This window comes from Paenibacillus amylolyticus (assembly GCF_051136285.1).
Classification (GTDB): domain Bacteria; phylum Bacillota; class Bacilli; order Paenibacillales; family Paenibacillaceae; genus Paenibacillus; species Paenibacillus amylolyticus_F.
This window is the reverse complement of record NZ_CP194938.1, coordinates 1,896,743-1,922,066: the sequence shown is the minus strand read 5'-3', so window position 1 is coordinate 1,922,066 and position 25,324 is coordinate 1,896,743. Positions and strand designations below refer to the sequence as shown.

At 44.3% G+C, this 25,324-nt stretch carries 23 protein-coding genes; 17 read left to right on the top strand and 6 right to left on the bottom strand.

The window, feature by feature from the left end; translation table 11 throughout:
• Positions 1 to 154: 154 nt before the first annotated feature.
• A complete protein-coding gene (locus ACR8BL_RS08245) occupies positions 155 to 739 on the bottom strand; it encodes a class I SAM-dependent methyltransferase (RefSeq protein WP_434752152.1) in 585 nt (194 codons plus the stop codon).
• Complete coding sequence (locus ACR8BL_RS08240; protein WP_434752151.1) at positions 740 to 1,693, bottom strand: TIGR01212 family radical SAM protein; 954 nt, start codon at positions 1,691 to 1,693, stop codon at positions 740 to 742. It abuts the gene before it with no gap.
• A 302-nt stretch (positions 1,694 to 1,995) separates the two neighbouring features.
• Between ACR8BL_RS08240 and ACR8BL_RS08235 the strand changes: the two genes are divergently transcribed.
• Positions 1,996 to 2,196: a hypothetical protein gene (locus ACR8BL_RS08235; RefSeq protein WP_434752150.1), complete on the top strand. Its 201-nt coding sequence runs from the start codon at positions 1,996 to 1,998 to the stop codon at positions 2,194 to 2,196.
• 151 nt (positions 2,197 to 2,347) lie between these two features.
• Positions 2,348 to 3,106, top strand: coding sequence for a tRNA (guanosine(46)-N7)-methyltransferase TrmB (trmB, locus tag ACR8BL_RS08230; RefSeq protein WP_434752149.1), 759 nt, complete (start codon positions 2,348 to 2,350; stop codon positions 3,104 to 3,106).
• Between the two features lie 64 nt (positions 3,107 to 3,170).
• Here the strand turns inward: trmB and ACR8BL_RS08225 are convergent, their stop codons facing one another.
• Positions 3,171 to 5,429 carry an AraC family transcriptional regulator gene (locus ACR8BL_RS08225; protein ID WP_434752148.1) on the bottom strand — a complete coding sequence of 753 codons (2,259 nt, stop codon included), beginning with the start codon at positions 5,427 to 5,429 and terminating at the stop codon, positions 3,171 to 3,173.
• A 411-nt stretch (positions 5,430 to 5,840) separates the two neighbouring features.
• On the opposite strand from ACR8BL_RS08225, the gene ACR8BL_RS08220 reads away from it, so the two are divergent.
• The 3 genes from ACR8BL_RS08220 (at position 5,841) to ACR8BL_RS08210 (ending at position 9,371) form a co-directional block, all read left to right on the top strand.
• Positions 5,841 to 6,746: an ABC transporter permease gene (locus ACR8BL_RS08220; protein WP_434752147.1), complete on the top strand. Its 906-nt coding sequence runs from the start codon at positions 5,841 to 5,843 to the stop codon at positions 6,744 to 6,746.
• A 36-nt stretch (positions 6,747 to 6,782) separates the two neighbouring features.
• Complete coding sequence (locus ACR8BL_RS08215; protein WP_434752146.1) at positions 6,783 to 7,718, top strand: carbohydrate ABC transporter permease; 936 nt, start codon at positions 6,783 to 6,785, stop codon at positions 7,716 to 7,718.
• A gap of 102 nt (positions 7,719 to 7,820) precedes the next feature.
• Positions 7,821 to 9,371: an ABC transporter substrate-binding protein gene (locus ACR8BL_RS08210; protein ID WP_434752145.1), complete on the top strand. Its 1,551-nt coding sequence runs from the start codon at positions 7,821 to 7,823 to the stop codon at positions 9,369 to 9,371.
• 113 nt (positions 9,372 to 9,484) lie between these two features.
• On the opposite strand, the gene ACR8BL_RS08205 is transcribed toward ACR8BL_RS08210, so the two are convergent.
• Together ACR8BL_RS08205 and ACR8BL_RS08200 are read right to left on the bottom strand one after the other, a co-directional pair.
• Positions 9,485 to 10,636, bottom strand: coding sequence for an MGDG synthase family glycosyltransferase (locus tag ACR8BL_RS08205; protein ID WP_434752144.1), 1,152 nt, complete (start codon positions 10,634 to 10,636; stop codon positions 9,485 to 9,487).
• A 51-nt stretch (positions 10,637 to 10,687) separates the two neighbouring features.
• The gene (locus tag ACR8BL_RS08200) at positions 10,688 to 11,215 is read right to left on the bottom strand and encodes a phosphatase PAP2 family protein (RefSeq protein WP_434752143.1); all 528 of its coding nucleotides are present in this window, start codon (positions 11,213 to 11,215) and stop codon (positions 10,688 to 10,690) included.
• Positions 11,216 to 11,924: 709 nt separating this feature from the next.
• Between ACR8BL_RS08200 and ACR8BL_RS08195 the strand changes: the two genes are divergently transcribed.
• The 9 genes from ACR8BL_RS08195 (at position 11,925) to ACR8BL_RS08155 (ending at position 20,626) form a co-directional block, all read left to right on the top strand.
• Positions 11,925 to 13,163 (top strand): glycosyltransferase family 2 protein, encoded by a 1,239-nt coding sequence (locus ACR8BL_RS08195; RefSeq protein WP_434752142.1) that lies wholly within the window; start codon positions 11,925 to 11,927, stop codon positions 13,161 to 13,163.
• A gap of 351 nt (positions 13,164 to 13,514) precedes the next feature.
• The gene (gene infC / locus ACR8BL_RS08190; protein WP_434753053.1) at positions 13,515 to 14,009 is read left to right on the top strand and encodes a translation initiation factor IF-3; all 495 of its coding nucleotides are present in this window, start codon (positions 13,515 to 13,517) and stop codon (positions 14,007 to 14,009) included.
• 24 nt (positions 14,010 to 14,033) lie between these two features.
• On the top strand, positions 14,034 to 14,237 hold the full coding sequence (gene rpmI, locus ACR8BL_RS08185) for a 50S ribosomal protein L35 (RefSeq protein WP_017689665.1): 204 nt from the start codon (positions 14,034 to 14,036) through the stop codon (positions 14,235 to 14,237).
• A gap of 89 nt (positions 14,238 to 14,326) precedes the next feature.
• Positions 14,327 to 14,686: a 50S ribosomal protein L20 gene (gene rplT, locus ACR8BL_RS08180; protein ID WP_017689664.1), complete on the top strand. Its 360-nt coding sequence runs from the start codon at positions 14,327 to 14,329 to the stop codon at positions 14,684 to 14,686.
• A gap of 571 nt (positions 14,687 to 15,257) precedes the next feature.
• Complete coding sequence (locus ACR8BL_RS08175) at positions 15,258 to 16,298, top strand: BMP family lipoprotein (RefSeq protein WP_434752141.1); 1,041 nt, start codon at positions 15,258 to 15,260, stop codon at positions 16,296 to 16,298.
• Positions 16,299 to 16,496: 198 nt separating this feature from the next.
• Positions 16,497 to 18,035 carry an ABC transporter ATP-binding protein gene (locus tag ACR8BL_RS08170; protein ID WP_434752140.1) on the top strand — a complete coding sequence of 513 codons (1,539 nt, stop codon included), beginning with the start codon at positions 16,497 to 16,499 and terminating at the stop codon, positions 18,033 to 18,035.
• A complete protein-coding gene (locus tag ACR8BL_RS08165; protein ID WP_434752139.1) occupies positions 18,028 to 19,107 on the top strand; it encodes an ABC transporter permease in 1,080 nt (359 codons plus the stop codon). Before ACR8BL_RS08170 ends, ACR8BL_RS08165 begins: the two co-directional genes overlap by 8 nt.
• On the top strand, positions 19,108 to 20,070 hold the full coding sequence (locus tag ACR8BL_RS08160; RefSeq protein ID WP_434752138.1) for an ABC transporter permease: 963 nt from the start codon (positions 19,108 to 19,110) through the stop codon (positions 20,068 to 20,070).
• A 181-nt stretch (positions 20,071 to 20,251) separates the two neighbouring features.
• Positions 20,252 to 20,626: a hypothetical protein gene (locus tag ACR8BL_RS08155; protein ID WP_434752137.1), complete on the top strand. Its 375-nt coding sequence runs from the start codon at positions 20,252 to 20,254 to the stop codon at positions 20,624 to 20,626.
• Between the two features lie 6 nt (positions 20,627 to 20,632).
• Here ACR8BL_RS08155 and ACR8BL_RS08150 read toward each other — a convergent pair whose 3' ends face one another.
• On the bottom strand, positions 20,633 to 21,076 hold the full coding sequence (locus ACR8BL_RS08150) for a GNAT family N-acetyltransferase (RefSeq protein WP_434753052.1): 444 nt from the start codon (positions 21,074 to 21,076) through the stop codon (positions 20,633 to 20,635).
• Positions 21,077 to 21,677: 601 nt separating this feature from the next.
• Here ACR8BL_RS08150 and ilvB point away from each other — a divergent pair.
• The 3 genes from ilvB (at position 21,678) to ilvC (ending at position 25,230) form a co-directional block, all read left to right on the top strand.
• Complete coding sequence (ilvB, locus tag ACR8BL_RS08145) at positions 21,678 to 23,429, top strand: biosynthetic-type acetolactate synthase large subunit (RefSeq protein WP_434752136.1); 1,752 nt, start codon at positions 21,678 to 21,680, stop codon at positions 23,427 to 23,429.
• Positions 23,426 to 23,908 carry an acetolactate synthase small subunit gene (ilvN, locus tag ACR8BL_RS08140; RefSeq protein ID WP_123065083.1) on the top strand — a complete coding sequence of 161 codons (483 nt, stop codon included), beginning with the start codon at positions 23,426 to 23,428 and terminating at the stop codon, positions 23,906 to 23,908. The genes ilvB and ilvN overlap by 4 nt, the downstream gene beginning before the upstream one ends.
• 329 nt (positions 23,909 to 24,237) lie before the next feature.
• The gene (gene ilvC / locus ACR8BL_RS08135; RefSeq protein WP_434752135.1) at positions 24,238 to 25,230 is read left to right on the top strand and encodes a ketol-acid reductoisomerase; all 993 of its coding nucleotides are present in this window, start codon (positions 24,238 to 24,240) and stop codon (positions 25,228 to 25,230) included.
• The last annotated feature ends 94 nt before the right edge of the window (positions 25,231 to 25,324 follow it).

The following is a 25,324-nucleotide window of genomic DNA, read 5'->3' as shown; positions in this document are numbered from 1 at the left end:
GGCCCAAAACGGCTGGCACATGCAGATGAAGCGTAAAAAGTGTATACGTTTGCATTAGCTTATGTGGAACACTGTGACATGGATGAAGCCATAGAGGCTCGTCCAGTGAATGTGTCCAGTGTATTTCATTTGGGGAACAAAGGAAATTGTTTTTTTATTTTTTCTCAATACCGATTAGATAAGGTGAAGTTTCGCGTTGCATCTGACGGTACATCACAACTTGTGCTTGTTCGACAGGCAAAGCAGCAGCCCACCTGGACACAGCTTCAGCTTCCTGAGCGCCCCCGTCATGACCGGGATACAGAACGACTGTAATAATGCCACGTGGACGCAATAACGTTGTAGCAGCCTCAAGTGCTGTAATAGTACTTGCCGTCTCGGTAATGACAGAAGTGTTCGCACCTTCAGCAGGTAAGTATCCCAGATTAAACATGATGGCTCCGACCCTGCCAATCCAGACGTCAGGTACGGCTTCTGCCATCCGTGCATGGCTCAATTCCAGCATGGATATAGAGCCGAGCTTGCTGCCTTCAGAATGTTTACGAATCCGGGTCTGGGCCAGTGTCAGTGCCTCGCTCTGGATATCAAATCCGATCACCTGACCACGAGGCCCCACCTGTTGAGCCAGAAACAATGTATCAGCACCTGTACCTACCGTAGCGTCGATTGCACAATCTCCTGGCTGGAGCCGGGAACCGACCCATTGATGTGCACAACTTAGAACCGACAGAAAACCCATCTATACTTCCCTCCAATACTTACCCTGCCAAGTATCCCGTTCACGCAGCTCCCGGTCAATGGAATTCAGAACTTCCCATTTGTTCAATGACCACATGGGTCCAATAAGCAGGTCACGCGGGGCGTCTCCTGTAAGACGATGTACAATCATTTCGGGCGGGAGCATCTCGAGGGTATCCACGATCAATTTGATATATTCATCCTGCTCAAGGAATCGAAGCAGACCGGCTTCATATTGCTTCACCATTGGCGTTTTGCGCATTAGATGAAGTAGATGAATTTTAATGCCCTGTACATCCATATTGGCCACCGCACGACCGGTATCCAGCATCATTTCGTGTGTTTCTTGTGGCAAGCCATAGATGATGTGTGTACAGACTCGAATGTTGTGTTTGCGTAGCTTGTCTACTGCTTCTTCATAACACGCCGTATCATGTGCACGGTTGATCAAAAGCGAAGTGGAGTCGTGGATCGTCTGCAGACCCATCTCTACCCATAAATAAGTGCGCTCATTAAGTTCTGCCAAATACTCCACCACATCATCTGGTAAACAGTCAGGGCGAGTAGCAATAGATAAACCGACAACACCAGGTTGTTGCAAAATTTCTTCAAAATATTCGCGCAACTCTTCGACGGGCGCATAGGTGTTGGTATACGCCTGGAAGTAACCGATATAGTGAGCCGAAGGCCACTTCAGATGCTGCCTGTCTCGAATCGTGTTGAACTGGCTCACGAGGTCTTCACGTCTGCTGCCCGCAAAATCGCCTGAACCTCGTGCACTGCAGAAGGTGCAGCCGCCTTTGGCAATGGAGCCATCCCGGTTCGGGCAAGTGAATCCGGCGTCCAGCATCACTTTAAAGACTTTGTTATTAAATTGATCGCGCATTTCGTAATTCCAGGTATGGAATCGTTTATCCCCCCACATCAGGGGAGGCTGTAAAGCGGGTGCATTCATTTTCACGGTGCTCCTTTTAAGGTCTATGTCTTTATATGCATACGTAATTTGTACGGTAATATCATATCTGAGCAGATGTACAAGCGCTGTGCGGTTTTCGTCACTTATTGTATCAAAAATTCGAAAAAAAGGGGAATAAAAACGAAAAAAAAGGCCGTCAAATCAACGTTTTTCACTTGATATAGTTTACACCATATGTTATATTTAAATCAGCGTCAGACACCATCCAGTGAGTAGTTATCATCGTGGCATTTGAATGAATGTCGACGTCATGGATCATACTATACCGTGAGGTGATATGAATGAATTCCCAAGTTAAAGATAATGAATTCCATCATGTGTCCGTTGAACTGACTGCAGAAGAGGCGCTGGCTTTAACAGGCGTTCGTTTTAATGGAAATCCAAAAGTGAAAGCGGCTGCAAGACAAAAAGTTCGTGATGCTTTCGAAAAGACATTTGATTTTTCACACCAAGATAAGGTAGACTATGAACTACTAAAGTAGTTGGACCCCAATTCCAAATAAATCGAAAAGGGAATCTTTGAGATTTGCCCAACGTGGCAGGTCTGGAGATTCCTTTTTCATTGCTCTTTACAATTTGTCAGTTCTTCGGCAAAATAAGTCTAAGACAAGTATAGACAAACGGAGGAATAAAATGCGTTTACGTGGTAGAAAAGGGATTAGAGAAAATCTGGAGCAGCAAGAGGATCTTGTTGTACTGGAGCCAAAGCAATACAAAGGCAAATGGGCCGAGCTGTTTGGCAACGATCATCCGATCTTTGTCGAATTTGGCATGGGTAAAGGACAATTCATCAGTCAAATGAGTTATAAATATCCGGAGTACAATTTTATCGGATTTGATATGTATGATGAGCTCGTCCGTCGTGCCAGTGAGAAAGCACGTAATGCCTGGAGTCAGGCTGAGGTGGAGACACCTCCGAATCTGAAGCTCGCGCTAGCCAACATTGAACAGATTGAAGAGGTATTCGAACCGCAGGAACTGGAGCGCATTTATTTGAATTTCAGTGATCCCTGGCCAAAAGCGAAACATGCACGCCGCCGGTTGACTCATCCACGTTTCTTGAAAAAATATATCGGATTGCTGAATCCGAAAGGACAGATTCATTTTAAAACAGATTCAGAGACGCTGTTTGAGTTCTCCCTGAACTCAATTGCTGACTTCGGCTTGCAGATGACCAATCTTTCTTTGAATTTGCACCGTGACGGTTTGAATGAAGAGCATGTCATGACCGAGTATGAACAAAAATTCATGGGTAAAGGCATGAACATTCATCGGGTCGAAGTGATTGTTGGGGAAGAGGCTTTGCGAGAATATAACGAAATGCGTCTGGATAAGTACAAAGTGCGTGAAGCGGCGGACGAGTCTGTTGAAGATCAGGACGAAGCACAATAAAAAGAGCGATATCTGAAGGCGAATGTTTGGCTTTCGGATACCGCTCTTTTCTTTTAAAGCTCAGTCAGAGATGGTCGGAATGGAGCTTTTTTCGTCGATAATCATTGGGAGTAACCCCGTTTAACTTTTTAAACATTCGATAAAAATAAGAGCTATTCGTAAAGCCGGTTCTCTCAGCAATATCCGCAACAGAATTTTCAGTCTGTACGAGCATGTGTTGCGCTTTAGTAATGCGTGTCTCATTGATCACATCTGTAAGCCCTTTCAACGTGAGCTGTTTGTACAGCCTGCTGACGTAAATGGGAGACATACTTAATTCCTCAGCAATAGAGGTCAGGCACAGATTTGGATCAGCATAGTCCCGTTCAACAATATCGTTGATTCTTTGAATGAGTTCCTCGTGCTTGAGTGTACGTTTTTCTTCCACCTTGGAGCCAAGTTCATCAAACATGCGATAAAAATGTTCATACACCTCGCTGATATCCTCGGCATTTTTTACTGGGAGCATCAAACTTCCTGATACAGAATCCAGTGTAAGTTGATTGTTCTTCTTGAGGGTGTTACGTACGTGATTAAGAGTCATTGTCAGATGTGACAGAGCGAGTTGAAACACGTTGAACGGATATGTTACGGTTTCACTTACAATATCTGCGTAGAGCTGCTTAGCTTCCTCGGTCTTACCTGTCATCAAACAATCTACAAGCTGTCTTTCTTTGCCTGCGGGGAAAGTGTACTCCTTGCTCTGATACGCCATAATATCCGAGGTGTGAATCAGACATCCTGGCCCCATGAACAAGCGGTGAAGTGAAGCTTCAGCGGAGCGCGCATAACCCTCAATACATTCCTCCAGCGAGTTTTCCTCAGACCCTAGTGTGCAAGAGATAGAGCATTTTAAATGCGTCATGACTGCGGCCTGCATCATACGAAGCAATTCTTCAAAGTGATGTGAGTCCTCGTTTCCTATAAGCGAATCATTTCCCGATTTTTCATTAAACAACAGTGTAATCAAGTCACCGCCCATATCCACAGCCTCTGTATTATAATGAAGGTCCGCTGTCTCGGTGCAGATGTTCATCATCGCGTATTTTACGAGTTTCGTATCATCCCGGTAAGTCTCGCAAAATTCCGTATAGTGGTCAATGCGCAGTAAAACCAGTCTGGATGAGCGATGCACATCAACAGGAGAACCATAGAACTTCATTCGTTCTTCAAGCATATTACACCTCACCGTCTCTCGCCCTTGCAGCGCTCCTCGTAGAAAGTCCTGCCTTAGCAGGTGTAGACTACCCCGCCGTTCGGCTTCCATCACACGCATGCGTTCAAGTACATTATTGATCGGGTGATACAACTTCCGGGATACCAGATAAGAGAGAATCAAACCTGCAGCCAGTAGCCCTATGCAGAACAGCAGAGTGTGTGTGCGCATACCGCGAATATCGGCTGTAATGACATCATATGGAGTTATCCGGACATAACGCCATCCCAGGCTATCTGGAGCGGTGTAGGTGATAAGTGAGTTTTCCCCGTCCACATGCTCTGTAAAATAAGCGGAATGCTCCGTATCCTGCATAATTGGACGCATGAATGTTTCGTTAGAGAGATTGCTGAGCAAGGGACGATTCCCTAAATCGGATAACAAGTCTCCTTGTTCATTCACAATAAACGTTTTGCCTGGCTGATCCGCTGCGTTCATGTTGGGACTAAGCCAGTCATCTTTAATGTTTACGATAACTGCATAATTCAGCTTGGCGTTATCATTAATGGTGTCGTAACACAGGTAAGTGTAGCTGTTCACCTCACTTGCCTCGGTTGAGCCGACCTTATACGTACGCGGGATGGGTACAAAGGGTTTATAGTCATGGAAACGATCCAGAATATGCTTGATCCCTTGATCATCTATCTCAGATACAGACTGCTGCCCATTGCGAACTCCGTCGGAACTGATGAAAAATTCATTGCTTTTGGAGTTGTATACATAGATGGATTCAATAAAGGGAAGAGACATGCGGTAATTATCGAGCTGCTCCATGGCAGAGGTAATTTGATAAATACTTGGTTTGGAATAGAGCATCAGGGAAGAAATTGTGTAGTCTTGATAGATCTGATAGGAGAGCGACTTGGCGCTTTCAGTCATTTTAGCGACTTCTCGGCTGGTCTGGGTGAGGCTGTTCACATCTGTACGGTAGACTTGGCGCAGAGCAATCCGATTATAGTTGACGTATAAAATGGCCGATGCCACAAGCAGCGTTGCAGCTGTGCTGATAATGATGCCAATGAGAATCCGCGCGAATACTTTCTGACTGTCTTCTGAACGTTTCCGCATTTTGTTTCCTCCTCGAACCTCCTGAGTTGAGTGAACATATGTATTTTTCATAAGGCATAATCGAACTTCATATGAAACAGAGCAAGAAGAGAAAGGTAACTTGAATTATATATTATGTATGCGTTTACATCAATGCTGCACAAGCATTTTGGTTCGTTTTCCCTAGATAAAGTTCAATTTACGCGGGATTGTTCATCTGACCTTAGCTATGCACGATATCAACTTTTGTGACCGTACATGCGTTCATTTCATGATTAGTGCAAATTGTTCACAGGTCATTTCGCAGTATCGTTCATGAATCAGCAGGAAGCTTCAGTATCCAGAAGTGAAGTGGGCAGTCTACACTAAATTTAGAGATTAACCAATGCATCATATCAAGCATCACCGCTACAATTTGGGAGGGATCGAGCCATGCTCAAAGAATTGAACAAAAACAAAATTATGTTTCTGATGCTGCTGCCCACGCTGATCTTTTTTCTCATTAACTCGTATTTTCCGATGGTTGGTATTTACTACGCATTCACCAGTTATGATTTTGCAGGAGGGTTATTTGGAAGTCCATTTGTCGGACTGGAAAACTTCAAATTCCTCTGGCAATCGGGAATGCTTCTGAAACTGACCACAAACACTGTAGGTTACAATCTGGCTTTCATTATATTAGGGAATGGTCTGGCAATCTTCTGTGCGATCCTGCTCAGCGAAATCCGGGGCAAGTTGTTCAAAAAAATTACCCAGTCCGTCATGTTCCTGCCGTACTTTATCTCTTTTGTTCTATTAAGTGTAATCGCTTACAATATGTTCAACTATGAATCCGGGTTTGTAAACACCGTACTCAAACGTTTTGAGGCCGGGCCAGTTGATATCTACAACACCCCATGGATCTGGGTGTTTCTGATTATTATTTTTTATCTGTGGAAAAATCTCGGGTACAGCATGGTCATCTATCTGGCAGCGATAACGGGAATAAGTGACGAGTATTATGAAGCAGCTCGCATTGACGGGGCGAATATCTTCCAGCGAATCTGGTACATTACGGTGCCGATGCTGAAACCGACATTTGTGATTCTCCTGTTATTTTCACTTGGCAGCATTATGAAAGGACAATTCGATCTGTTCTATCAATTAATCGGAAATAACGGCGTGTTGTACAACGCAACCGATATCATTGATACGTATGTGTACCGTTCCTTGAAGGTCACCTTCGATATCGGTATGGCAACAGCAGCAGGTTTATACCAGTCATTATTCGGTTTCATCCTGATTATGACGGTCAACTATATCATCCGTAAAATTAATGAAGACTATGCTTTGTTTTAGATCAAGCAAGCCCACAGGGCAGAAGGGAGAACATTCATGAGCACACCAATGCAGATTCAAAAACGGATACGAACCCGAACCCGTGCCAAAGATTCGGAATTCAATCTGGCGTTTCAGTTGATCGCTTATAGTGTCATCATTATTTTGTCATTAATGTGCCTGTTGCCATTCCTGCTTATTTTGTCGGGTTCATTCAGCAGCAACGAATCCATTGTCAGGGATGGTTATCATCTCTTTCCTACGCACTTCTCTTTGGAAGGCTACAAGATGGTATTCAAATTCCCAACCCAGGTACTTAAAGCCTATGGGGTAACCGTGTTTACAACTGTAGTCGGCACGACACTAGGTTTGTTTTTTATCACCATGGCTGGATTTGTACTTCAGCGCAAAGATTTTAAATATCGGAACACGTTCTCCTTTTTCATCTACTTTACAACACTGTTTGGCGGGGGGCTTGTGCCTTGGTACATTATGCTGGCGAACTACTTCAACCTGACGGACACGTACACCGTACTGATCTTTCCGGGCCTGATGACACCTTTTCTGATCATTCTGATGAAAAACTTTATTCGCTCGGCTGTGCCGGATGAACTGATTGAATCGGCGAAGATTGATGGCGCCCACGATTTTCGGATCTATTTCAGTATTGTGTTAAAACTGGCGATGCCAGGCATTGCAACCGTTGGACTGTTTCTTGCCCTGGGGTACTGGAATGACTGGTTTACATCCTCTTTGTTTATCAACAACCCGGATATGTACCAGCTGCAGTTTTATCTCTACAACACGATGAATACGATTACTTTTATTGACCAGATGGCGATTGGTACGGGCGTTACGCTTAGCCAGGACGTTCCAACAGAGTCGACTAAGATGGCAATGGCCATTATCGTTACTGGCCCGATCTTGTTCCTGTATCCGTTTGTACAGCGTTATTTTGTCAAAGGACTCACGATTGGTGCGGTGAAAGGTTAGAACGTATACACGCTGGGGACGTCAGGCTGTCAAGAATTATCGAGGGTCTGATGCATAGCGGGGCTGCGCTAACATATATAAGGTTTAACACAAAAAGGGAGGATGCATATGCGTAATAAAAGGATTCGTCATCTGTCTATGGTACTGGCCCTGATGTTGTTTGCTGGAGTGCTTGCTGCCTGTAACGGCGGTTCTGGAGGAAATGCGCAAGGTAGTACTAAGGGAGGTTCATCCGATAATAAAAGCGAGAAAGTGACCCTGCAATTTTACATGCTCGGAGATGCTCCCAAAGACCTGCCTGTCATCGAAGCCGAAATTAACAAGCTGGCTGAGGCAGATTTGAACGCTACTGTAAAATTCAATTTCACTTCCTGGACGGACTGGGATCAAAAATATAAACTGCTGCTGTCTTCTGGACAGCCGATCGACCTGATCTTTACTGCTGACTGGACGAATTACCAGTCCTATGCGAAGAAAGGTGCTTTCCTGCCACTGGATGAACTTTTGGCGAAGACACCGAAGCTGAAATCTCATGTTCCGGATGATATGTGGAATGCGGTTAAGATTAATGACAAAATCTACACAGTCCCATCCACATGGGTTGAATATGTAACCGAGGGCATTGCGTACCGCGAAGACTTGCGTGAGAAGTATAATCTGCCTAAGCCAGAATCGCTGGAAACGCTGGAAGCATACCTGGACGGCATCAAAGCAAACGAACCGGGCATGATTCCAATTGCAGACAGCAATGCTAACCACACGCACGGAGTTCGTCAATTAACGTCCAAGCTGGTAAATACAGCAGGTCAGCTTCCATATGGTCTGGATATTATGTATGATACACCATCTACAGTGACCTCTTATTGGGGTTCACCACAGCATCTGCAGGATCTGAAAACATACAAACGCTGGATGGATAAAGGCTTTTTCCCGAAAAACGTGCTGAACGTTAAGGATACATCCAATTCCCTGCTGCAAAATGGTAAAGCGGCTGTTATTCTCGCAGGAGAGAATCCGAACAAATTTAATTCTGATGTTATCAAAGTCCAGTCCACTCACCCGGATTGGAAGCTGGGTTATTTCCCGTATCCGAATGCGAAAGGGTTTGCACAGCCGGTTCATCCGATCCATAATGGTTTTGCCATTCCGCGCAGCAGCAAAAATCCAGAAAGAGCACTGGCGTTCTACGAGAAACTTGTGACCGACAAACGTTATAACTGGTTGACCGAGTATGGTGTGGAAGGTAAAAACTTTGAAGTGAAAGATGGGTATTACCATATGATCGGGGATGCGCAAAGCAATGGCTTCCCTCGTGAAGGCATGAATGGTTGGGCATGGCGTAATCCTGAGTTTATGCTGTATGATAAGAGCTTTGATGAAGTGCTGACGATGTTCAAAGAGCTTGATAAAATCAAGAAGCCAGATATTTTCACTGGTTTTGCCGAAGATTGGACTCCTTATCAGGCGGAGAAAGCGGCTCTGGAGCAAGTTGAGAAACAATACTTGTATCCGCTTAATGTAGGCCTTGTTGCCGATGTAGAAGGGGGTCTGAACACCTTTATGGAAAAGGCAAAACAAGCAGGTCTTGAGAAGATCCAGTCTGAGTATACCAAGCAATGGCAGGAGTATCTGAAATCTGCAGGTATACAATAGGCAGCGTGGTTAATATGCAGGCTTAAGAAACAGAAAAAAGGTGCCTTCGATTTCGAAGGTACCTTTTTCATTAGCTAAAAGAGTTATGAGAGCGAAATGTTCAGATCTTTAAGTTATACAGGTGTTTCTTCTGAAGATGAAGGGTGCATATCCTGTAACAAATTCATGATACACTGGGCGCTTTCCATGGGATGCACTTTTGCGATTTCGAGCAGATGTCTTTTCCGCTTCTCCACCACATCAGGATAATGATGAAGAAGTTTATTCAGCCAGTTTACAACGACATCAAGTGAGGTAATTCTTTCCCCTAATCCTCTGGCTGTGAAGTAATGTACATTCTCTTCTTCCTGACCCGGGATAGGATTATGAAACAGCATCGGTATGCCTTTGGCTAAACCTTCACTGCAAGTCATCCCGCCTGGTTTGGTAATCAGCAGATCAGAGACTTCCATTAATTTGTCAACTTCATTTGTGTATCCGATGATATGAATGTTTTTTTGTTGGAATAGTGGATCCTGTTCCATGCTGATTCGTATTTTGTCATTCCGTCCAAGGCAGAAGATGATCTGGATATCTTCATGCCAGCGTGCCAACAGCTGATGCACAACCTTATCACTGAGCATGCCCCAGCCACCACCCATTACAAGTACAGTAGGCATATTTTTCAGATTAAATCGCGTGCGAACCTCATCGTGCCCAGGGTGCTCCCAGAAGTTAGGGTGAACCGGTATGCCTGTCACTTTAATTTTATCTACGGATACACCTCGATGCATCAATTTGGACTTTACTTCGTCCGAGGAAACGAGGTACAAGTCAACTTCAGGACTAATCCATGTACCGTGTGCATCGTAATCGGTTAAAACGTTACATAGCGGAACCTTAGTGCCCAGCCGTTTTAACCGCGATATCACAGCACTTGGAATGGGGTGGGTGCAGACAATAGCATTGGGATGCAACTGACGAACGACGCTGCGGGTATGCGTATAGAACAATTTGTGCAATGCAAGGGTCGTCAGACGATTCAATGGTTTTTTATATTGTTGTTTGTACATGTATCCAACGAGTTTCGGCTGATTGGTCACCGTTTTTTTGTACGCATTAAGAATAAGTGGTGCTACTTTGGGATTAAGAAAGCTCCCCAGCTCAAGTACTTTAGTCTGGATACTAGGCGACAGCTTTCGTAAATGGCTTGATAATGCATAAGCGGCTTGGGTGTGGCCTGCACCAAAACCCTCAGATAATAGTAAAATTCTTTTTTTCTCCACGCTTCATTCACCTGTTCCTGCTAGGTTTTCCTGAGTCTAACATTATCGGCTTTAAGTCCAGAATGCAACTGTAGCAAGTGCGACTAAAGTACCGATTGTGGCTCCTGCCAAAACATCGGAAGGATAGTGTAACCCCAGATAGATTCGAGAGAATCCGACAATAAGAGCCACAGGCAGCAATGTTAGCAATAGAAACGGCTCAGTAGCCATGAAGGGTACTGTGACCGAAAAAATAGCGGTCGTATGCCCCGACGGGAATGAATGATCCGACAGAGGATTACGGAACGTTATTGTATCAGGCAAGGCCAGATAGGGCCGGATGCGAGGATACAATTTTTTGGCAATGGCTACAGGGATGTGACTTACTGCCAGCGCGATACAGGCCTGCAGTCCAGTCGTGCTCCATGGAGCCGGGGCTAGTAACCAGATCAGTAAAGATACAGCTATTGAAGAAGTTGCTCCACCGAGATGCGTGAAATAGTACAGCCAGAAGTTCATAAATCGATTATGAAGCCGGCCGTTAATCCACATAAACACATTGCGATCATACTCTTGAAACTTTAAGAAAAAACGGCTCATATTGGCCTCCTGCCAGTCAGGCCGCCCCGAGGGCGGCAGTAATTTTCGGGATGTTACCCGTATCCGGTTTCCACCTGATTAGTATATAACCGTATTTTAAGGTCATGAGGTTATTTCAGGGATATGTTTATCATATTTTTAAATGTTGTCCTTTTCAAGAAGAAGACATGTAAAGAACGTAAAATTCATGTAAAAGAGTGGGTGGAGAACCAATGCTTTTTTTTGACTTGATTCAGATAAAAAAGATACAATGATTCAATGTGGCTGAAATGAGGTAAAAAAATGTGAGTTTTATATTAAACTTTTTGGTGCCTATTTACGTTATATAATGTAGAGGTATGCTTCATCTGCAGTAGGCCTCAGAAAAAAGAAGGGACTTTAGAAATAAAAATCAAGAAAACGGCTGAAAATAAGATATAACAGGCATGAATGCAAGGTTGTGGTATCACTGAGTCTCTATTCAGCGTTTAAAGTTCACATTTCTGCTTCAGACAGTAGAATTGGGGTTTTGACAAATTGCTGAAAAGAATACAGAATCGATAAAGCAGCCAACTGGCCGCAGCCATGATTTGAAACATTGTCTGAATGATTGACGTATTACACAAAAGCACAGGGTCATATTCTGCAATTACAAAAAAATAAAATGCAGAATCAGGAAGAGAAATACTAAAGTAATCTGGGTTTTATAAAAAGGGGGTAACAGAGAACGATGTTGGACGCTATATTTGTCACGCTACAGGTCATTTTGGCACTGCTGGCCGTGTACCAATTCACGTTTTCGCTGTTCGGTCTGTATAAGAAAAAGAAAAAGAAAAATTATCCTGCTACAAAATCATTTGCCGTGCTTGTTGCGGCACACAATGAAGAACAAGTAATCGGTGCGCTGATGGACAATCTGAAGGAACTTGATTACCCGAGAGATCTGTATGATGTATTTGTCATCTGTGACAACTGCACCGACAGTACAGCAGATATCGTTCGTGAGCATGGCTGGAATGCATGTGTCCGTACGAATCCGGACTTGAGAGGTAAAGGGTATGCCATTGAATGGATGCTTAAATACCTTTGGGATTTACCGCGCCAGTATGATGCGGTGGTTATGTTTGACGCTGATAATCTGGTGGAACAGAACTTTTTGCGTGAAATGAACAATGATTTGTGCAATGGAGCACGTGTTATTCAAGGGTACATTGATACGAAGAACCCTGAAGATTCATGGATTACAGCTGCTTATGGTGTGTCGTACTGGTACATCAACCGTTTGTGGCAGCTGTCTCGTCACAACCTGAACATGGCCAACTTCCTCGGTGGTACTGGTATGTGCTTCGAGACCAATTTGCTTAAAGAGATTGGCTGGGGAGCAACAAGCCTGGTAGAAGATCTGGAGTTTACCATGCGCAGTGTACAACGTAATGTGTATCCGGTGTTTAACTACGACGCCAAAGTATTTGATGAGAAACCATTGACATTTAAGGCTTCTGCCAGACAGCGTCTACGCTGGATGCAAGGTCACTTTACGGTAGCTAGAAGATATTTCTTCCCGTTATTGTGGCAGTCAATCAAGGAAAGAAGTCTGGTTAAGTTTGATCTGGCTGTGTATGGTGCCAATGTGTACGTGGTGCTGCTTACCTTCCTGTTGACGGCTGTAATGTCAGTCGATATATATGTTTTGGATGGTCCGCATATCGCTAACATCTATGGATACTTCCCGTTATGGGTTGGATTCGTGGCCGTTGGTATGAACGTGCTGACGTTCTTGTTATCCATGGCTCTGGAGAAAGTTACTTTTGCCAAAGTTTATCTCTATTTAATCCTGTTCCCGATCTATCTGTTGTCCTGGTATCCAATTACGTTCTATGCGTTCTTCACACAGAACAACAAACAGTGGAGCCACACTCAGCATACACGGGTTGTCCGTCTGGATGAGGTGCAAAGCAAACAAGGATAACTTTTGCAAAGATTAATTCGAGAAATGACGCACTGCTATGCGATTGTCACGCTGCTTTCAAAAAAAATGTGTTGTATGTGTTGACAATGATGTATAATCGATGCTATAGTATTTAAGTGCGTTAAACAAACGTTAAACAAATAGCAAAATGGAATCACAAGCAGAAGTCCGACTTCTCACCTGACCAACATAAGTTGGCTGGTCAACGATCCCAATAATTTATGAAGTGTATACTCATGAAGGATTGTGTTGATTACAGGGATGTCGGTAGCTTGACCGGCATCCCTTTTATTTTTGTGTAACTGGATATTCAAAATGACCTGGAGGTGGACGGTTATTAGTAAAGATCACATGATTAATGACGAGATTCGGGCGAAAGAAGTACGCCTTGTAGGAGCTGAAGGAGAACAAATCGGGATTACTCCCATTCGTGAAGCACTTCAAATGGCAATTGACCTGAACTTGGACCTGGTTAATGTGGCCCCACAGGCTAAACCGCCGGTGTGCCGCATCATGGACTATGGCAAATTCCGCTATGAGCAACAAAAGAAAGACAAAGAAGCCCGTAAGAACCAGAAAATTGTTGATATTAAAGAAGTATGGTTCCGTTCCAATATTGAGGAGCACGATTATCAAACGAAGCTTCGTAATGTAGTTAAGTTTTTGAAAGAAGGCGACAAAGTGAAATGCTCCGTTCGTTATCGTGGACGTGAGATTGCACACGCTTCTATTGGTCAACGGATTTTGGAACGCGTTAAGGTGGAAGTTGCAGAACTTTGTACCGTTGAACGTCAACCAAAACTGGAAGGCCGCAGTATGATCATGATTTTGGCTCCTAAAGCCTGATAACATTGGAGGAGGAAACACAACATGCCTAAAATGAAAACACACAGCAGTTTGAAAGGACGCTTCAAAATTACCGGTTCCGGTAAAGTCCTTCGTTACAAAGCTCACAAAAATCACTTGCTTTCTCACAAATCCAAACGTGCGAAGCGCGTCCTGAACGGTAACCCAGTTATGGCTGCCGGAGATGTTAGACGTTTGAAACAAGGCTTGGCTAACCTGAAAGGTTAAATCAAAAAAAGTAGATTCCGTATGGGGGATTGGCTTCGGCCTTACACATACCACGGATACATTTATATTTATTTGGGAGGTTCTTTAATATGGCAAGAGTAAAAGGCGGTTTTGTAGTACGTCGTCGTCATAAAAAGGTTTTGAAACTGGCAAGAGGTTATTTCGGTTCCAAACACCGTATCTTTAAAACAGCTAATGAGCAAGTAATGAAATCCTTGGTATACGCATACCGTGACCGTCGCAACACGAAACGTAACTTCCGCAGACTGTGGATCGTTCGTATCAATGCTGCAGCACGTATGAATGGTTTGTCTTACAACAAACTGATCCACGGATTGAAACTTGCTGGAGTAGATATGAACCGCAAAATGTTGGCTGATCTGGCCGTTAACGACATCAATGCGTTCAACTCTTTGGCTACTGTAGCTAAAGGCAAAATCAACGCTTAAATCTGTATTATGTAAGCCGCCGTACTACGGCGGCTTTTTTTACGGCTAGGGAATAAGAATGGCATAGGAAGAACAACCTAAACATATCGCAAAAGCTGGAAGTGATAGCAAACTGCGAGCGCCGTGGGTGAATAACGCAACATGACATTACATAAAACACGATCGGTGAAAAAGTACAAACACAATGGAGTTTTTTGCTTGATTTTCGAAAGCGGTGTAATAATTATGTTACGCAACATCACATTGCTATAACGTTAGTGTGTTAAAACGTTAAATTATTAAGCGCTTTCAGTAAAAAAAGTACAAAAATAAGTGAACTTTGGTGATTATACATCTGGATTTTAACACTGGTTGATTGTATAATCACCTCTAGTAGCCTAGTCCTAGATTTTTCTTTTCGGGTCGTAATGTTCGGTTTTTCGACAGTTGAGCAGAAGTTGCATGTATAGGAATGCGCTTTTATTGAGCCATTAACGAAACATTTCGCTTATAATCTGCTCTTCCTTCCAGTTGATCCGTGCAATGCAGACAAGATTTGAAAGGGACATATTATTAAGGGGGAAAAAGAGAAATGAAAAAAATGCTCAGCCTGTCTCTAGTGATGTTGCTGGCAGTATCGGTTATGCTCGCAGGATGCGGTAGCAAACCGAAAGAAGAGTCTAATGCCGGAGGAAACAACGGTGGTGCTGCGACTGAAGCTAAATCCGATGTTCAAATCGGTATGGTTACTGACGTAGGCGGCGTTAACGACAAATCCTTTAACCAATCCGCTTGGGAAGCTCTTCAAGCAACTGAAACTGAAACAGGTGCTAAAGTTAAATACCTGCAAAGTAAATCCGATGAAGAATATATTCCAAACCTGAACGAATTCGTTAAAGGTGGATACAGTCTGACTTGGGGTATCGGTTTCCAATTGGCTGATGCGATCAAAACGGTAGCTGGGCAAAACCCTGATGCTAAACTGGCGATCATCGACAGCGTAGTCGATGCACCTAACGTGAAATCCGTAACATTCGCTGAAGAAGAAGGATCTTTCTTGGTTGGTGTCGTTGCTGGTCTGTCAACAAAAACAAACAAAGTTGGTTTCGTAGGTGGTATGGACAGCCCGCTGATCAAAAAGTTTGAAGTTGGTTTCAGAGAAGGGGTTAAAGCAGTAAACCCTAAAGCTGAATTCATTTCAAACTACACAGGTGCTTTTGACAAGCCTGATCTGGGTAAAGCAGCTGCAGCTACACTTTACAACAAAGGCGTAGACATTATTTTCCACGCTTCTGGTGCGACAGGTAATGGTGTGTTCAACGAAGCAAGTGCTCGTAAGAAGCAAGGTCAAGAGGTATGGGTAATCGGTGTAGACAAAGACCAATCTTTGGAATTTGGCGATGAAATTACACTGACTTCCATGATCAAAAAAGTAGACGAAGCGGTTAAACGCGTAAATAAAGAAGTCGTTGATGGTAAATTTGCTGGTGGATCTGAGAATCTGACGCTGAAAGAAAACGGCGTAGGTATTGCAGACACTTCCAGTAAAAATGTAAAACCAGATGTTCTGGCTAAAGTTGACGAATACAAAGAAAAAATCATCAGCGGCGAGATCAAAGTACCTACTGAGTAATACGAATAAGTAGCCATTTTGATATTCGCTGTATCATAATCACTGGGGCCGGTCTTGACCGGCCTTGTGATTGTAAAGACAGGAACATTTGATCAAGCCATAATAACATTTGTACAAGCTAACAACTGTAACAATGCTCCGGGTAGGAGCTTTTCTTTCGTTTGCGGAACACACTATATCAGTTATAAGGGTGATTACATGGGTGCAGCAACCCCCGTCGTTGAGTTGAAACAAATAACGAAGCGTTTCCCAGGCATTGTTGCCAACGACGCCATCAGCCTTCAGCTCCAGAAAGGCGAGATCCATGCTCTACTGGGCGAAAACGGCGCTGGTAAGTCAACATTGATGAACATTGTTTTTGGTCTCTATCAGCCGGATGAAGGTTCCATTGAAGTGAATGGCAAACCTGTCATCATCGACAGCCCGAACCGGGCAATTGATCTTGGCATCGGTATGGTGCATCAGCACTTTAAGCTTGTGCAGCCGTTCACGGTAACAGAGAACATTATTTTGGGATCCGAGCCTATGAAGGGTCTCAATATTAACTATAAAAAAGCCGCTGCAGAAGTACAGCGTTTGTCCGAGCAATATGGACTTAAGGTCAATCCTCACGCCAAAATTCATGATATTTCTGTCGGTATGCAACAACGTGTTGAGATTGTAAAAACATTGTATCGCGGTGCAGACATTTTGATCTTTGATGAACCTACAGCAGTGCTTACGCCGCAAGAGATCAAAGAGTTAATGATTATCATGAAAAAGCTTGTTGCAGAAGGCAAGTCAATCATCCTGATTACACACAAGTTGAAAGAAATCATGGAAATTTCGGATACGGTAACCATTATTCGTCGTGGTAAAGTTATTGACTCGGTCAAAACATCGGAAACGAACCCGAATGAGCTGGCAGAAAAAATGGTTGGTCGCAACGTTACGTTCAAAGTAGACAAGAAGCCTGCTACGCCTGGAGCTAACGTCCTTGAGGTCAGCAAACTGACAGCTAAAAACAAAGATGGTATCGCGGTTCTGAACGAATTGAATCTCAATGTACGTGCCGGAGAAATTGTTGGTATTGCCGGAGTTGATGGGAATGGGCAAAGTGAATTGATTGAAGCCCTCACAGGTCTGCGCAAAGTGGATAGTGGGTCGATCCGTCTGGAAGGAAAAGAGCTCTCTAATCATTCCCCTCGTCATATCTCGGAATCAGGCGTTGCTCATATTCCAGAGGATAGACATAAGCATGGACTTGTACTGGATTTCTCAGTGAGCGAAAATATCGTTCTGGAATCGTATTACAAGGAACCCTACACACGGAAAGGTTTCTTGAACTTTGACGCGATCAAAAAACAGGCTAAGCGGCTTGTTGAAGCATTTGATGTGCGCACACCGAGCATCGAGACAAAAGCACGTTCTCTGTCCGGAGGAAATCAGCAGAAGGCCATTATTGCCCGTGAGGTTGATAAAAACCCTGAATTGCTGATTGCCGCCCAGCCAACACGTGGTTTGGACGTAGGTGCTATCGAGTTTGTACAAAAGCAGTTGATCGCTCAGCGTGACCAAGGCAAAGCCGTTCTGCTCATTTCGTTTGAACTCGATGAGATCATGAACGTCTCGGATCGCATCGCGGTTATCTATGAAGGACAGATCGTTGGCGAGGTGCTGCCGGAAGAAACCAATGACAGGGAGCTCGGCTTGATGATGGCGGGCAGCACCCAAAAGAGAGGTACTGCGCATGAATAAGGTATTAAAATGGTTTACCCGAGATTCATTTATTTTGCCTGTTGTGGCAATTGTAATGGGGCTTATTCTCGGCGGGATTGTGATGATGATTGGTGGATACAACCCGTTTGAAGCTTATGGTGCTTTGTTCAAAAAAGTATTTGGCGACATGTACAACTTCGGTGAAGCTGTAAGGGAAATGACTCCGCTCATCATGACGGGACTAGCCTTCGCTTTTGCTGCCCGTGCCGGTTTGTTCAATATCGGGGGCGAAGGACAGTTTCTCGTAGGTATGACAGCGGCCACCTTCGTTGGTGTAAAGTTCGCAGGTCTGCCTATTTATATTCACGCACCACTGGCGCTGATTGCAGGTGCTGTATTTGGCGGGCTCTGGGCCGCGATTGCTGGTTACCTGAAAGCAGCCCGTGGGGTTAACGAAGTAATTAGCAGTATTATGCTGAATTGGATTGGTCTGTATTTGGCCAATTTGGTTGTTCGTCAATTCTTGCTGTTGCAAGGAGAGAACCGCTCTGTAAATATTAGCGAGTCAGCTTCCATCAGTCTGACTTGGCTTTCTGAGTTGATGGGTAACTCACGTGTTCATATGGGTACGTTGATTGCTCTTGTAATGGCAGTACTCTTTTATATCTACATGTGGAAAACAAAACAGGGTTTTGAAATCCGTGCCGTTGGTTATAACCCGAATGCAGCGGAGTATGCGGGGATGCATGTTAACCGGAATATCGTAAAAGCGATGTTTATCAGTGGTATGCTTGCAGGGCTTGGCGGAGCGTTCCAGGTTCTTGGGGTGTTCCAGTATCAGACGGTAATGTCTGGTTCGCCAGGTACTGGTTTTGACGGTATTGCGGTAGCTCTGATTGGTTTGAATCATCCGTTTGGAGTACTTCTGGGTGCATTGCTCTTTGGTACGCTCACTTACGGTTCTGCAGGTATGAGCTTTGCTGCGGATGTACCACCTGAGATTATTCGGATTGTCATCGGTTCGATTATCTTCTTTATTGCCGCACAAGGCATCGTGCGCTGGGTACTTAAACCGTTCTATTCCAAGCGCAAGAAAGAGAAGGTGTTGTAGATGGACTTCTTGACAATCGGGCAAATTATCAACACGACGCTTGTCTTTGCTACGGCATTGATTTTTGCTTCCCTCGGCGGGATTTTCTCGGAAAAATCCGGGGTAACGAACCTCGGACTTGAAGGTTTTATGGTATTTGGTGCCTTTGCAGCGGGTATTGGTGCTCACTATGCTCAAGAAGCGGGTATGGGCGGAACAACTTCCGCTTGGATGGGTGTACTGCTTGCCATCGTGCTTGGCGTACTTGTTTCGCTTATTCACGCAGTGGCTTCCATTACGTTCAAAGCTGACCAAATTATTAGCGGTATCGTGATCAACTTTTTGGCAGCAGGAAGTACGCTGTACTTGGTCAAACTGTTATTTGAGGGTTCAGGTGATTCACCTTTGGTTCAAGGATTCAGTAAATTCAATGTTCCATTTCTTGAAGACATTCCATTGCTGGGAGAGGCGTTCTTCAAAAATGTGTATCCAACGACTTACTTGGCGATTTTGTTTGTGTTCGTGACATATTACATCATGTTCAAGACGCCATTTGGACTTCGTCTGCGTTCTGTAGGTGAACATCCAAGTGCTGCCGATACGGTTGGTATCAAAGTGCGTCGTTATCGTTACATTGCTGTTATGATCAGTGGTGCTCTTGCAGCTATTGGTGGAGCGGCGATTACACTGACAACAACAGGCACATTCTCACATAATACTGTTTCTGGCCAAGGTTATATTGCGATTGCAGCAATGATCTTTGGTAAATGGAATCCAATTGGTGCCTTTGGTGCAGCTGTATTCTTCGGGTTTTCTCAAGCGATCCGTAACTATGTGCAGTTGTTTGAATGGTCGCAAAGTATTCCCCAGGAAATTATTTTCATGTTGCCTTATCTGCTCACGATCATCGTTCTTGTGGCTGCGGTTGGGCGTTCTTCGGCTCCGTCTGCGCTGGGTGAACCATATGATCCGGGTAAAAGATAATTACAAAGACACCATTTCATTAGTGTCACAGATGTTTATAAAAAAAGATCCGCAACCAAGCGGATCTTTTTTTGTGCAATCCTTTTGAAAGTACCCAACTTTCTCGGTAGGGACAAAGAAACAGGCGAATCTGGTGATGGACGAATACACTGTTTTGAATGATCCGAGGAGGAGGGATAGTATGAGAAAACATGTTACGCGTACTGAAGCGATGAAACTTATAGGCAAAAATATTGTAGCGGTCAAAAAAGACGGTACTCGGGTTACAGGGAAGCTGTTAAAAGTTTCAGGCAATAAACTCGTTCTCAAGCGTTCAGGTGGGAAAAAAGTGCGTACCAAAGCTATTTTGCCTTTGGTATTATTTGATCTGCTCGCCATTGCAACGTTGCCTTACGCTTATGGTTCTGGCCCGGGTTTTGGTCCGGGGTATGGCCCAGGTCCGAAACAAGAATGTTGCCACGGGTATGGCTCTGGTTATGGACCGGGACCGGGATACGGCCCTGGCCCAGGATATGGTCCTTATGGTCCTGGACCGAGACCACCAGGACTTTTCTAGGAGAGATTAAAGTCTCTTTTCCATTTCATAACAACGGCTTATCATAATATATCTCAGCATTTGATATCCATTTTTTTGATAAAATTGAGTTCCTTTTGTATTGCCTTCATCTACCATGACTTTGGATTTTCTACAGCCACGAGATCGTGCAAAATTCTCTGCTTTATCCAGTAAAGTATGTCCGTAACGTTTGCGCTGCTCTTTCGGACTTACGGCCATCATATCCACGTATAGTAATTCTCCGTGCATGAGAAAATGAATGAATGCAACAGCAGCTTTATTCGGCTCCGGCGAGATTACAAAGGTCATGCCCCTGTTCATTCGCAGGGGTATTTCTTTGCGTATTTTATGGATTTCCTTCTCGCTCATATGTGATAAAGGAACAAGCTGTGTGTCAATCAGCTTCATTATTGCGCCGTCATCCAGTTTGGATGAACGCTGACGAATGATCATGCGGAGCCTCCTTTCAAGGCCACTTTTTCGGCCTGTATATCTTATGCCTGAGGCCAGATAAAAGGTGACTGCATGAAGGTCAGGCATTGGGGAAATCATAGAGTGGGGGCAGGTGTGAAAAGAGGTCTGCATATTTTTATCAAAAACAGGTATTGACTTATCGCTTGGAGGAATCATATAATGTTCCTAACATTTAACGAGAATATTTGATCGGCTATGAAGAGGACGAAGTTTTAAGGGCTCTTTTGCTCAGAGAGTGGATGGATTTGCTGAAACCACCACCATTACCCCTTATATACGAGCTCACCTCGGAGCTGTTTTCCTGAAAAGCACTGGATCGTCAAATCCAACGCGTATTAGGGGGAATCGTAAGTCTGCGTTACAGACAACAGGTATGGGAGACGACTTTGTTCGTTTGAACATCGTTTTGTTATACCTGGTAAGGTCCGTTATTGCGAAATTTCGGACAAAGTTGGGTGGTACCACGGAAGCGATAACCTTTCGTCCCTCGCAAGCATGAACTTGTTTGCAGGGATGGAAGGTTTTTTTTGTAACTTTTTATGTCAGAATGGTGTGAATTTCGAGAGGAGGATGACTAATGGGAGCTCAAATTCCAGAAGTACGATCGACAGATGAATTACGTGAAAGATGGATGAAGCCGGAGGTCATTAGCGGTTCCGAGATTTTGCTAAGAAGTTTGCTGCTTGAAGGTGTGGATTGTGTCTTCGGTTATCCGGGCGGCGCGGTATTGTACATTTACGATGCGATGTATGGCTTTGAGGATTTCAAACACGTTCTGACTCGTCACGAACAAGGTGCCATTCACGCGGCTGACGGTTATGCAAGAGCCAGTGGCAAAGTAGGCGTGTGCATTGCGACCTCTGGTCCAGGTGCAACGAACCTTGTTACAGGAATTGCAACGGCATATATGGATTCTGTACCTTTGGTTGTCATTACGGGTAATGTCAATTCCAGTTTGATTGGCTCAGATGCTTTCCAGGAAGCGGATATCACCGGAATTACAATGCCGATTACCAAACACAGTTATCTGGTAAAGGATGTAAAAGACCTGGCAGGTATCATTCATGAGGCATTTCATATCGCCAATACCGGGCGTAAAGGACCTGTACTGATCGATATTCCAAAAGATGTATCGGCGAACAAAACATTGTTTGAACCGAGCACTGAACCTGTTATATTGAGAGGGTACAATCCACGCACGGTGCCGAATAAATTACAAGTAGATCGCTTGGCGCAGGCAATTCAGGAAGCGGAACGGCCAATGATCATTGCAGGTGGAGGCGTGGTATATTCCGGTGGACACGAGGCACTTTTCGAGTTTGTTGAGAAGACAGGCATTCCAATCACGACAACTCTCCTTGGACTCGGTGCTTTCCCTAGTGGTCATGAACTTTGGACAGGGATGCCAGGAATGCACGGAACGTACACTTCGAATCTGGCGATTCAACAATCCGATCTTCTGATTAACATTGGAGCACGCTTCGATGACCGGGTTACTGGTAAGCTGGATGGTTTTGCGCCACATGCCAAAATTGTGCACATCGATATTGATCCTGCGGAGATTGGTAAAAATATTGCAACGGATATTCCAATTGTGGGCGATGTGAAGACGGTACTGGAAATTGCTAACAAAGAAGTTCAGCGTGCTGAGCGTGCAGACGCATGGCGAGATCAGATTAAGCAATGGAAACAAGAGAAACCATATAGTTACACGGATTCAGATGAAGTATTGAAACCGCAGTGGGTTATTGAAATGTTGAACGATACAACCAAAGGGGAAGCGATCGTAACAACAGATGTTGGACAACATCAAATGTGGGCAGCTCAATACTACAAATTCAATCAACCACGCTCTTGGGTTACTTCAGGTGGACTCGGGACAATGGGCTTTGGATTTCCTTCTGCCATCGGTGCACAAATGGCTAATCCGGATCGACTGGTAATTTCCATCAACGGAGATGGCGGGATGCAGATGTGTTCTCAGGAACTTGCCATCTGTGCGATCAACAACATTCCAGTTAAAATTGTAATTATTAACAATGAAGTGCTTGGTATGGTTCGTCAGTGGCAGGAACTGATTTACGAGAATCGTTACAGTCACATTGATTTGGCAGGAAGCCCTGATTTTGTGAAGTTGGCTGAAGCATACGGAGTTAAAGGACTGCGTGCTACGAACAAAGAAGAAGCTGAGCGTGCTTGGCAAGAAGCTTTGGATACACCAGGGCCTGTCGTCGTAGAATTCGTTGTACGGAAGGAAGAAAATGTATATCCGATGGTTCCGCAAGGAGCAACAATCGATCAAATGCTGATGGGAGATGCTGAAGAATGATAAGACATACGATTTCGATATTGGTTAATGACCAGCCAGGTGTCCTTCAGCGTGTATCCGGATTGTTTGGTCGACGTGGGTATAACATTGAGAGTATTACTGTAGGTCAATCCGAAGAGCCCGGACTTTCCCGGATGGTCATTGTTACGATTGGTGACGACAAAACAATTGAGCAAATTGAGAAACAGCTGTATAAAATTATTGATGTTATCAAAGTGGTTGACTTTAGCTTGAAACCGATGGTTGCTCGTGAACTCGCGCTGATCAAGGTGAAGGCAGAGCCTTCCGAGCGTCCGGAAATTTTGGGTGTGGTGGAAACATTCCGCGCATCGGTTGTCGATGTAGGCCCAGCAAGTCTGATGGTACAGGCAGTCGGTGATACAGATAAAATTGATGCAATGATCGAACTGCTCAAGCCATATGGCATTCGTGAATTGTCCCGTACGGGTGTAACGGCATTGGTACGAGGCAACGTATAGAGGTATAATATAATCAGGATGGGCTGATGCATACATGAACACAATGATATACTTGTGAAAATGCACAGTTAGCGTAGAGTGTATAACCGCTATCTGATCGAAATGTGTCAGTCCCATAACTGCTGTAAACTAACATTTTAGTGATGTAACGCTTGAAAAGGGAGCCACACCCCCGCATTAACGAGCGGGTGTCTGAACGGATCGGATGATATGCAGCAACGGGATTAGCATTGATCAGGCAATTTTACCAAGATGTGAAAATTACCGATCCATTGAGACACCCGCTCATTAATGAAGGGTTCTTTACAATACAAAGGAGGACTTATAACATGCCAGTAACTACTTATTATGAACAGGATGCAGAGCTTAGCGTATTGAAAGGAAAAACGATCGCGGTGATCGGATATGGTAGCCAAGGTCATGCTCAGGCACAAAACCTGCGTGATAGCGGATTGAACGTAGTCATCGGACTTCGTGAAGGTAAATCTTTTGACGCTGCTAAAAATGATGGATTTGAAGTATTGTCTCCGGCTGAAGCAACTAGCCGTGCAGATGTTGTTCAAATCTTGCTGCCGGACGAAACACAAGCTTCTGTATACAAAAATGAAATCGAACCAAACCTGAAACAAGGTGCGGCATTGCTCTTCTCTCACGGTTTCAACGTTCATTTCGGTCAAATCGTTGCTCCAAAAAACAGCGATGTATTGCTGGTAGCTCCTAAGTCCCCAGGTCACATGGTACGTCGTACCTATGTGGAAGGATTTGGTGTTCCTGGTCTGATCGCAATCGAGCAGGATGCAACAGGCAAAGCAAAAGAAATCGGCTTGGCTTACGCTAAAGGTATCGGTTGTACTCGCGCAGGAGTTATCGAAACATCCTTCCGTGAAGAAACAGAAACAGACTTGTTCGGTGAGCAAGCGGTTCTGTGCGGTGGTGTAAGTGCCCTCGTTAAAGCTGGATTCGAAACGTTGACAGAAGCAGGTTATGCTCCAGAAATGGCATACTTCGAGTGTCTGCATGAATTGAAACTGATCGTTGACATGATGTATGAAGGCGGACTGGCAAGTATGCGTGATTCGATCAGTAACACAGCCGAGTACGGTGACTATGTAACTGGACCGCGCGTGGTAACTGAAGATACGAAGAAAGCAATGAAAGAAGTACTGACGGATATCCAACAAGGTAAATTCGCACGTGACTTCATCTTGGAAAATCAATCCGGCCGTGCATTCTTGACTGCAACACGCCGTAATGAAGCTGAACACCCAATCGAAGTGGTTGGCGGACAATTGCGTGAAATGATGCACTGGATCAAAAAGTAAGCAACAATTTTTGTTAACTTGTTGAACAAGCATTTCAAAAGATTGAAGCAACTTACTGTGTAATCTGGTAATAGCGGCCGTGCTTATGCGTGAG